Source organism: Neobacillus drentensis, assembly GCF_036966985.1.
Classification (GTDB): Bacteria; Bacillota; Bacilli; order Bacillales; family Cytobacillaceae; genus Neobacillus; species Neobacillus drentensis_E.
The window spans coordinates 1-9,513 of record NZ_JBALSN010000030.1; the positions used below are offsets into that span (position 1 = coordinate 1).

The 9,513-nt window shown below is 36.5% G+C and carries 13 protein-coding genes; all 13 read left to right on the plus strand.

Annotated features, from left to right (window positions below; all coding sequences use genetic code 11):
- A partial coding sequence (gene pstA / locus V7659_RS01920; RefSeq protein WP_335537756.1) for a phosphate ABC transporter permease PstA occupies positions 1-689 on the plus strand: 689 nt, incomplete at its 5' end.
- A 16-nt stretch (positions 690-705) separates the two neighbouring features.
- Entirely contained in the window at positions 706-1,527 is an 822-nt protein-coding gene (gene pstB, locus V7659_RS01925; protein ID WP_335537758.1) for a phosphate ABC transporter ATP-binding protein PstB, read from the plus strand.
- Between the two features lie 12 nt (positions 1,528-1,539).
- Positions 1,540-2,313: a phosphate ABC transporter ATP-binding protein PstB gene (gene pstB, locus V7659_RS01930; RefSeq protein ID WP_335537760.1), complete on the plus strand. Its 774-nt coding sequence runs from the start codon at positions 1,540-1,542 to the stop codon at positions 2,311-2,313.
- Positions 2,314-2,326: 13 nt separating this feature from the next.
- Positions 2,327-2,986 carry a phosphate signaling complex protein PhoU gene (phoU, locus tag V7659_RS01935; protein WP_335537761.1) on the plus strand — a complete coding sequence of 220 codons (660 nt, stop codon included), beginning with the start codon at positions 2,327-2,329 and terminating at the stop codon, positions 2,984-2,986.
- A 207-nt stretch (positions 2,987-3,193) separates the two neighbouring features.
- Positions 3,194-3,757 carry a DUF4912 domain-containing protein gene (locus V7659_RS01940; RefSeq protein WP_335537763.1) on the plus strand — a complete coding sequence of 188 codons (564 nt, stop codon included), beginning with the start codon at positions 3,194-3,196 and terminating at the stop codon, positions 3,755-3,757.
- Positions 3,758-3,771: 14 nt separating this feature from the next.
- The gene (locus V7659_RS01945; RefSeq protein ID WP_335537764.1) at positions 3,772-4,374 is read left to right on the plus strand and encodes a hypothetical protein; all 603 of its coding nucleotides are present in this window, start codon (positions 3,772-3,774) and stop codon (positions 4,372-4,374) included.
- Positions 4,375-4,667: 293 nt separating this feature from the next.
- On the plus strand, positions 4,668-4,817 hold the full coding sequence (rpmG, locus tag V7659_RS01950; RefSeq protein WP_015594975.1) for a 50S ribosomal protein L33: 150 nt from the start codon (positions 4,668-4,670) through the stop codon (positions 4,815-4,817).
- A gap of 60 nt (positions 4,818-4,877) precedes the next feature.
- On the plus strand, positions 4,878-5,444 hold the full coding sequence (locus tag V7659_RS01955) for a 5-formyltetrahydrofolate cyclo-ligase (RefSeq protein WP_335537771.1): 567 nt from the start codon (positions 4,878-4,880) through the stop codon (positions 5,442-5,444).
- Positions 5,441-6,229, plus strand: coding sequence for a DUF92 domain-containing protein (locus tag V7659_RS01960; protein WP_335537765.1), 789 nt, complete (start codon positions 5,441-5,443; stop codon positions 6,227-6,229). Before V7659_RS01955 ends, V7659_RS01960 begins: the two co-directional genes overlap by 4 nt.
- 63 nt (positions 6,230-6,292) lie before the next feature.
- Positions 6,293-7,249, plus strand: coding sequence for an L-lactate dehydrogenase (locus V7659_RS01965; RefSeq protein ID WP_335537766.1), 957 nt, complete (start codon positions 6,293-6,295; stop codon positions 7,247-7,249).
- Positions 7,250-7,319: 70 nt separating this feature from the next.
- A complete protein-coding gene (locus V7659_RS01970) occupies positions 7,320-7,514 on the plus strand; it encodes a hypothetical protein (RefSeq protein ID WP_144547681.1) in 195 nt (64 codons plus the stop codon).
- Between the two features lie 173 nt (positions 7,515-7,687).
- Positions 7,688-9,250, plus strand: coding sequence for a rhomboid family intramembrane serine protease (locus V7659_RS01975; protein ID WP_335537769.1), 1,563 nt, complete (start codon positions 7,688-7,690; stop codon positions 9,248-9,250).
- A 114-nt stretch (positions 9,251-9,364) separates the two neighbouring features.
- Positions 9,365-9,513 (plus strand): YqgQ family protein (locus V7659_RS01980; RefSeq protein WP_335537773.1); only part of this gene is annotated, 149 nt, incomplete at its 3' end.

The window sequence follows — 9,513 nt, forward strand, 5'->3', positions numbered from 1 at the left end:
ATATATTATTTATTACGATGTTAATCGCCCTTCCGTTAGGTATAGGCGGGGGGATCTATATGGCGGAATACGCTAAGCCAGGAAAAATTACAGACATAATCCGTTCTTGTATAGAAGTTTTAGCTTCGCTGCCATCTATTGTTATTGGGATGTTTGGCCTATTAATGTTCGTTAATTTAACAGGCTGGGGATACACCATTTTGGGAGGAGCCTTAGCATTAACTGTTTTCAACTTACCGGTAATTGTTCGTGTCAGTGAGGATGCTATTCGTGCAGTCCCAAGAGATTTGAAAGAGGCAAGTCTTGCGTTAGGGATTACCAAGTGGCATACGATAAAAACTGTTTTATTACCTAGTGCTTTTCCATCTATTTTAACGGGAGCGATTCTTGCTGCAGGGCGTGTATTTGGGGAAGCAGCTGCGCTATTATTTACTGCTGGACTTTCAACACCAAGACTTGATTACGCAAACTGGAATCCATTTTCCGCTCAATCACCATTAAATATCTTTCGTCCGGCTGAAACGCTTGCTGTTCACATTTGGTCCGTAAACACACAAGGGTTAATACCTGATGTTGAAGAAGTTTCCAATGGGTCGGCTGCTGTTTTAGTATTATCGGTATTAGTATTTAACTTACTTGCAAGGTGGATTGGAAGTATGATTCATAAGAAAGTTACTGCATCTAAATAAAAGGCGGGGAGATAGGATGGTTACAGCTTTTGAGGAAAAGGAAATAGTAAACCAAGCTGTTCGGTCAAACAGCCAATTACAAAATGATCTAATATTAGAGGTAAATAATTTAGAAATATTCTATGGAGAAAAACGAGCAGTAAATGGAATTTCAATGAATATAGAAAAAAATTCTGTTACTGCCCTAATCGGTCCGTCCGGTTGTGGTAAGTCGACTTTTTTAAGAAGTATCAATCGAATGAATGATCTCATTCCAGGTGCAAGGGCAGTGGGAGAAATCATTTATGAAGATCTTAATATCTTGTCGGAGCAAATAGATGTTGTTGCTCTCCGTAAGGAAATTGGCATGGTTTTTCAAAAACCCAACCCTTTTCCAAAATCAATTTATGAAAATATTACGCATGCCCTTAAGTTTGCTGGAATTAAGAAAAAAAGTAAACTGGATGAAATTGTCGAAGAGAGTTTGAAAAAAGCTGCATTGTGGGAAGAGGTAAAGGACAGGCTTCATAAATCTGCACTATCCCTTTCAGGCGGGCAGCAGCAGCGTCTTTGCATTGCTAGGACGATTGCTATGAAACCTACGGTCATGCTTCTTGATGAGCCATCATCGGCGCTAGATCCTATATCCAATGCAAAAGTGGAGGATTTAATCGTTGATTTAAAAAAGGAATATTCGATAATCATCGTTACCCATAATATGCAGCAGGCATCCCGTATTTCCGATAAAACAGCCTTCTTTTTGAGCGGTGATATCATTGAATATGATTATACTGAAAAGATTTTTACCAATCCATCTGTTAAAAAGACAGAGGAATATATCTCTGGAAGGTTTGGATAAGGGGGAAAAGTTGTGGAAACTTCAATATTAACCAGACAGGTTTTTGATATTAAAGATCTGAATTTATGGTATGGCGAGCATCATGCATTAAAAAACATCAATTTTCCGATAAACAAGAAAGAGGTTACCGCTATCATCGGCCCCTCGGGATGTGGTAAATCTACATTTATTAAAACACTAAACTTGATGATTAATATGGTCCCAAATGTAAAAATGACGGGCGAAATTAATATTAATGGCCAAAATATTTTAGATAAGAAAGTGGATCTAGTAGATTTACGCAAACACGTGGGAATGGTTTTTCAGAAGGGAAATCCGTTTCCGCAATCTATTTTTGATAATGTTGCCTATGGGCCAAGAGTCCATGGGATCACAAAAAAGAAGCATCTTGATGAAATTGTCATTAAATCACTAATGGATGTGGCGCTATGGGAGGAAGTCAAGGATCGTTTACATGCTCCTGCATTAGGACTATCAGGGGGACAACAGCAAAGGTTATGTATTGCAAGAGCACTGGCAACCAAACCAGAAGTGTTATTAATGGATGAACCTACATCTGCGTTAGACCCAATTTCTACGCTAAAGATCGAAGAGATGATTTTAGAATTAAAAGAAAAATATACGATTGTTATTGTAACCCACAACATGCAGCAGGCATCAAGGGTTTCAGATAAGACTGCATTCTTTTTAATGGGTGAATTAATCGAATTAGATTCAACATCGACAATTTTTTCAAATCCAAGAGACGAACGGACTGAAGGATACATTACAGGAAGATTCGGATGATGAGGTGACTACTATGAGTACAAGAGCAATTTTTGATAATAATTTAAAAGAGTTGAAAGATTTGCTTTTAACAATGGCTGAAAAATCGGAGCATGCAATCAAGGAAGCGATGATTGCTCTTATTAATCAGGATATGGAAAAGGCTAAGCAAGTTATCGATGGTGATAATGAAATCGATGATTTAGAATACGAAATAAATGATAAGGCATTATTATTAATTGCAAGACAATCACCAGTTGCGACTGATCTAAGGAAAATAAATGTAGCTTTAAAAGTATCTTCTGAGGTTGAGCGATTAGCAGATATTGCAGTAAATATTGCTAAATCAACATTGCATATTGGTAATGAAAAGCATTTTAAAGAAATAATTGATATCCCAAAAATGATGGAAATGGCCTTGGAGATGGTTTCTGATTCCATAAAGGCCTTTTATTCAGAGGATATTAAGGTTGCAAAAAACTGTGCAGAAAAAGATGATGAAGTGGATAAAATGTTTGGAAGTTTAATACAAGAATTGTTAGGCCATATTCCACAAAATCCACATGCGACCAACCAAATTATTCAATTGGCATTTGTTTGCAGATATATTGAAAGAATCGCAGACCATTCAACGAATATTGCAGAACATGTTATTTACCTCGTGACAGGAAACCGAGTTAATTTAAATGCCTAAAGGACAATAGATTTGTAAAAGATAAGGAGTTTTCTGCCTTATCTTTTTTTAGTTATACGGGAAGTTATAGGTCTCAAAGTTTCCAAAAAACGACAATTTGCGTTTATTGTGCGCGTTCGCAACTGGTGGTACGATTAAATTATCATCTATTAAGAATAATTTGAAAATTTGCGCATAAATTAATCAGTTGCAGAAATGGAGGACAAAATGGTTTATGAAACTACTAAGTTAAAAGGAGATGGCAGAAATATAACAAACCATCCATCTAGAGACTTTCTTCCTCTTAAGGGGGAAATGGTCGCTAAACTAGTTACTCCCCGTAAAATGCTTCTCTTCTGGGAAGTTTCTAACATACCCCAAACAATTATGGAGCGCTATTTTCATCTAAGTTTTGATCGTCTGACCCCAGTTGTCCGAATTTATGATGTTACAGATTTGGATTTTACCGGTAAAAACGCTCACCATTTTTTTGAAATCAAGGTTCAGTATCAAATCGGACATTGGTTCATTAAAGGGTTAGTAGCAAATCGTAACTACGTAGCAGAATTAGGGATTAATATTTCGGATAAGGAATTTTTTCCACTGTTTCGCTCCAATATCATTCACACTCCAATGATGGAAATACCGAATCGAACTGACATCAATTATGATCTAATTCAACTGAAGCAATATGAAGAGCATCTGCCAAAATGGTTGGATCATAGTAGTATGTATCATTTAAACAAACGTGTATCTTCTAATAAAGCAAATGAAACACTAAATAATGAATAAAAAGGTGTAATTCGATGAATATAATTGAGCAGCTACAACAAAAGAAACCTAGTCTCCACCTTCCACAGGAAACACTTCTGTTTATTCCCGGTTTATGGGTTAACGGAAAATACTTTTGGCTCCAAGATTGTAAGGAAAAGGTTTTACATAACGAAGAAATAATTATCAAAGTGAAACAGGAGCAACCCCACTCCAAAATACGATATTCAAGTGTCCATATTAGTAATCACAGCAAGGAAACGAAAGAAATTAAAGTTTTGTCCATGCATTACTATCCATTGGTTATTCAAGACAATCTTGTCTTTGTATCACCGACAGATAAAAGAATCTTTCATCATGCAAATAATAATATTTACTTGGTTAATGGAGAACATAATGGAGTTGGAATGAAGGAATACACGGCCATGCCACAATGGAAGGTTTTTACTGATCAAATATGGAGTTCTCTTCAAAAAGGAAGCCTAAATTACCTGCCAATGGCAAAAACGCCTGCTTCTAGTATTTTTTCAATCAAAATGTCGTTAGGTCCGCATGAGATTGGAAAAATGAACACGTGGACGATTACAGGTTCCGATAAAAACGAATTACTCACAATGGAGCAAGCCCTTTTAAAATAAGCCTATGTTAAAGCTTATTGTATTTTTTGGCACCATGTTGATTGGAGAGGAAGGCACGAAGTCTCCTGCGGGAGGACGGGGCAGGGGAGNNAGCGACGAGGAGGCTCCCCGGACCGCCCGCGGAAAGCGAAGTGCCTGGAGCGGAAATCAACAGGCAAGTTTAACAGAGCCTAAAATAAAAAGAATCAATCCAATAATTATCTAAAAAAAACATACTAGCATTTCCTTTTAAAAAATGATATTATGGATAAGTCGTATGAATGAAATGCTTAATTGTTTGGAGGGAAATAAACATGCGCGTGAATATTACATTGGCTTGCACTGAGTGTGGAGATCGTAACTATATTTCAACAAAAAATAAACGTAATAATCCAGATCGTCTTGAGCTTAAGAAATATTGCCCAAGAGAAAAACGTACAACAGCACATCGTGAAACAAAATAAGCAGTAGGGCTTCCTGCTGCTTTTTTTGTTGTCTAAAAATAAGGGGTGATGCAAGCTATGATGAATAATAAATTGTCTATACGTAAAGATATGAAAGAGCAACTCTCCAGTCTTACAAAACTTTTATATGAAGATTATTCAAATAATATTGCGGGCAGACTTTATGATGATCAAGATTGGAAGGAAGCACAAGTGATTGGAATAACGATATCAAAAAAGCCAGAAGTTGATACCTATCAAATTATTGAGAGAGCATGGGAATTAGGTAAACAAGTGGTTGTTCCAAAATGTGACCCCAAAGAAAAGAAAATGACTTTCAGAAGAATCACTGATTTTTCACAACTCGAAACAGTATATTATGGTTTACTAGAGCCAATTGAGTCTTTAACTAATCCAATGAGCGCTGATAGGATTGACTTAATCATTGTTCCAGGTTTGGCCTATACACGAGAAGGCTACCGTTTGGGTTTTGGAGGGGGTTATTATGATCGTTATTTACAAAATTATAATGGTAAAACCCTTTCACTTGCCTTTGCCGAGCAGCTGGTCCCACAGTTTCATGTGGAGGAGCATGATATTCCTGTTTCGAAAATTATTACAAACAATGAGGTTATCAAGATAAAATGATTGAAGCCATTATTATCTTCATTTTTATCCTGTTAGGAGCTGCTTCAGGTTATCACTCTAAATCCTTGACCCGATCGGGTGCCTTGGCAGCAAGCATTGTTGGACTAACCGTTTATTTAGGATTCGGAATAAATGGTCTTTTCCTGCTTGGTGCTTTTTTTGCCTCATCAACTTTTTGGTCAAAATATAAGAGTAGTTCAAAGTACATAATAGAAGAAAAGTTGGCAAAAGGTGCTACAAGAGACTGGCGTCAAGTTGCTGCGAATGGAGGTGCTGCGGGGCTTTTCAGTATCATTCATTATTTTAATCATGATACGATTTGGTTAATTGGTTTTTTAGTCTGTCTCGCAAGTGCAAATTCTGATACATGGGCTTCGGAAATTGGCGGTTTAAGTAAACAAGAGCCTTTATACATACGTACCTTTAAGCGAGTCGAAAAGGGGACATCTGGAGCGATTAGTTTTTTAGGAAGTGCGGCTTCACTTGCAGGCTCTTTACTCATTTCAATTATTGGATTTTGGCTTTTTGATTTAGGTCTATTTTTAACTTATCTGGTCTTTTTATTTGGTTATCTCGGGAATGTTATTGATACGTTGATCGGTGCCTTTTATCAGCAGGTATATGTATGTGAGCAATGTGGTATTGAAACCGAGAAGAAGAGTCATTGTCAGTTGCCGACCACTAGAATAAAAGGGATGGTCTTTGTAGATAATGATATGGTGAATTTTATTTCAGGCTTTATTGCTGCGCTGCTTACAATCGCCATCACGTATTTAAATAAATAACTCAGTCTATCAAAATGATCTTTTAATAAAATTATTATCACACTTTTACATGGAGGAACGGTCATGGTAAATCGCCGCGTAAATAGAGTTGCACTTATTGGAACTGGATTTGTTGGCTCAAGCTATGCTTTTGCACTATTAAATCAGGGTATTACCGAAGAACTAGTTTTAATTGATTTAAATAAGGAAAAGGCAGAAGGAGACGCAATGGATTTAAATCATGGCTTACCATTCTCCCCATCGCGAACAAAAATATGGTTTGGGAGTTATCAGGATTGCGGTCAGGCTGATCTTGTCGTGATCACAGCAGGTGCAAACCAAAAGCCAGGGGAGACACGGCTAGACTTGGTAGAAAAGAATACAAGGATTTTTAAAGGTATCGTGGACGAAATTATGGCAAGTGGTTTCGACGGTATTTTCCTTGTGGCCACAAATCCAGTGGATATTTTAACATATGCGGTTTGGAAATTTTCAGGTTTACCAAAAGAACGGGTAATTGGTTCAGGAACCATTTTAGATACAGCACGATTTCGGTTTTTATTGGGTGATTATTTTGATGTGGACACCCGCAACGTGCATGCCTATATAATTGGAGAACATGGAGATACAGAATTGCCTGTGTGGAGCAATGCAGATATTGCTGGAACTTCCATCAGTGATTGGTCAAAAAACAAAACTGGTTTTAAACAAACGGACCTTGATCAAATCTTTCTAAATGTTCGGGATGCTGCTTACCATATCATTGAACGAAAAGGTGCAACTTATTATGGAATTGCTATGGGCCTTGTCAGATTGACCAAAGCGATTCTTCGTGATGAAAATTCAGTCCTCACTGTCTCCACTTATCTAGATGGAGAATACGGACAAAATGATATTTATATTGGCGTTCCGGCTGTAGTTAATCGTGAGGGAGTTAGACAAGTGGTTGAACTGAATTTAAATCAAGAAGAGCAAGCAAAATTCGAGAATTCCGTGAATGTATTAAAGAAAACAATGGAGCCTGTCTTTAAGAACTATTAATGAGAATTCAATCATTTTTATTGGATAATTTAATCGTCATCATCACAAAATAGATATAGGAGGGATGATGATGTCTCGCATATTAACATCCATATTAATGATTGGTTCTATAGGGTATTTGGTTTATAAGTACAAATTCCGACTTATTAATGTCCTGCTTGGGTCTAGTTGGATGCGCAGAATTGCAGTAGGCTCAGTTATGAGTTTTCCAGGAGTAAAGCAAAAAATGATGCAATCAATGTTTGGAAGACCATCTGAATGGTGAAAACCACAGATGGTTTTTTTTGTTTTGATTTTGAGAGTTTGCTGTAAAAATAATCACCTTGTTTAATTATTGTAACGAGAGATTTCGTTTATAATGAAAGATAAAAGGGAAAGACGAATAAAATGAAAGCAGGTTTATCTGAAGCTTATTCTTACAAAGGAAGTTGGGGGGAAATGAGTAATAAAGAAGGATTCATTTTTTGGAATTTGGCCAATTTATTGATAACTGATCATGGTTATCGTATTATTCAATTATTTGAAAATCAAAAAGAATTATGGCTCGAAAAGCTTGAAAATAAAAAAGCACCTATCATTCGCATACTGCATCATAATTTGGATTGGAGTAATGCCATGCAGCGGGATATTGAGTTTACTGCTGCCAATGGGGAAAGAGTCCGAAAACAAATTGGTCGTCATGAGTTGAATGTTGTTAACATCTATGTCAGTGAATTTCCACCTGTAGATGAATATGAATTTCGTCTCACGAAGCCTTTTGTCCATTTAGATGGAAATAAGACCATGGTTACCTCAATTCTAATTGCACAGGGTCAATACGAGGAAGGGTTCAGAAGTTTATCAGAGAGGCTTTCGCATGATTTTTCTTTTTCTATAAAAGAAGACTATTCAGAAGAAGATGTTGAGTTAATGAAGAAAGCATCATTGGATTATGCTATTAAAAAAGTTAAGACGGAAAGAGCGATTCTATTAAGTGGTAAACCATTCTTTACTTATGTATTCATTGCAATACAGCTTGCTGTTTTTTTCTGGCTTCAAGTTCATGGTGGGAGCACCAATACTTCCACTTTGATTAAATATGGAGCAAAAGTCAATCAATTGATTATTGATGGGGAATGGTGGAGATTTATAACACCGGTTTTTCTTCATATTGGTTTTGTCCATCTAGCCATGAATACATTAGCTTTATACTTTCTTGGTGTAGAAGTAGAAAGAATTTTTGGCAGCCTTCGGTTTTTAGTGATTTACTTATTTGCCGGAGTTACAGGCTTCATTGCCAGTTTCATCTTTAGTGCGAACTTATCAGCGGGGGCTAGTGGGGCAATTTTTGGCTGTTTTGGTGCGTTACTTTATTTTGGAGTTATTTACCCGAGATTATTTTTCCGAACAATGGGAGTAAATTTGCTAGTTGTGCTCGGAATAAATTTGATGATTGGGTTCTCTGCATCCGGAATAGATAATGCTGGACATCTAGGCGGATTGGTTGGGGGATTCCTTGCCGCGGGTGTTGTCCACCTGCCGAAAAGGAAAAAATTACTGCTGCAAATGTTATTTTTAATGGCATCCGCAGCACTATTGTGGGGTTCTTTAACATACGGTTACAGTGCATCTGGAAAATCTCATGATGAAAACTCCAGTTTGTTAATGGCACAGGAATATATAAAACAAAACAATTATGATAAGGCATATCAAGTATTAAAGGAATCTGAAAAAAATGCAGTGAATGTATCGGAGAAAACATATTTTCTCTTATCCTTTGTAGAAATTAAGAAGGAAATGCTCTCTGAAGCCAAGACACATCTAGAAAAGGCAATAAAACTTGACCCAGGCTTTGATGAAGCGTTCTTTAATTTAGCACTTATTAACCTCGAACAAAAAGAATTGGAAGAAGCTAAAGAAAATATACAACAGGCTATTAAGCTAAATCCGAATCAACAGAATTATGCTGATTTACTACAAGAAATTAATCGACAACGCCAATCTTCCAATAATGGGCCGTAGGATTGAAGTTTCTCTAAAACTAAGATTATATTTTCTTGAGGATAGATGACGGGTTGGGTTATACTTTTTCTTGGATAATATTTTTTTCTCCATTAAATAATTAGGAGATATAGGATGAAAACAATTTATGATATTCAACAATTTTTAAAGAGATTTGGAACATTAATTTATATTGGCGATAGAGTAGCCGACCTTGAATTGATGGAAATGGAATTAAAGGAATTGTATCAGTCACAACTAATTGAACCAAGAGAATTTCAAAC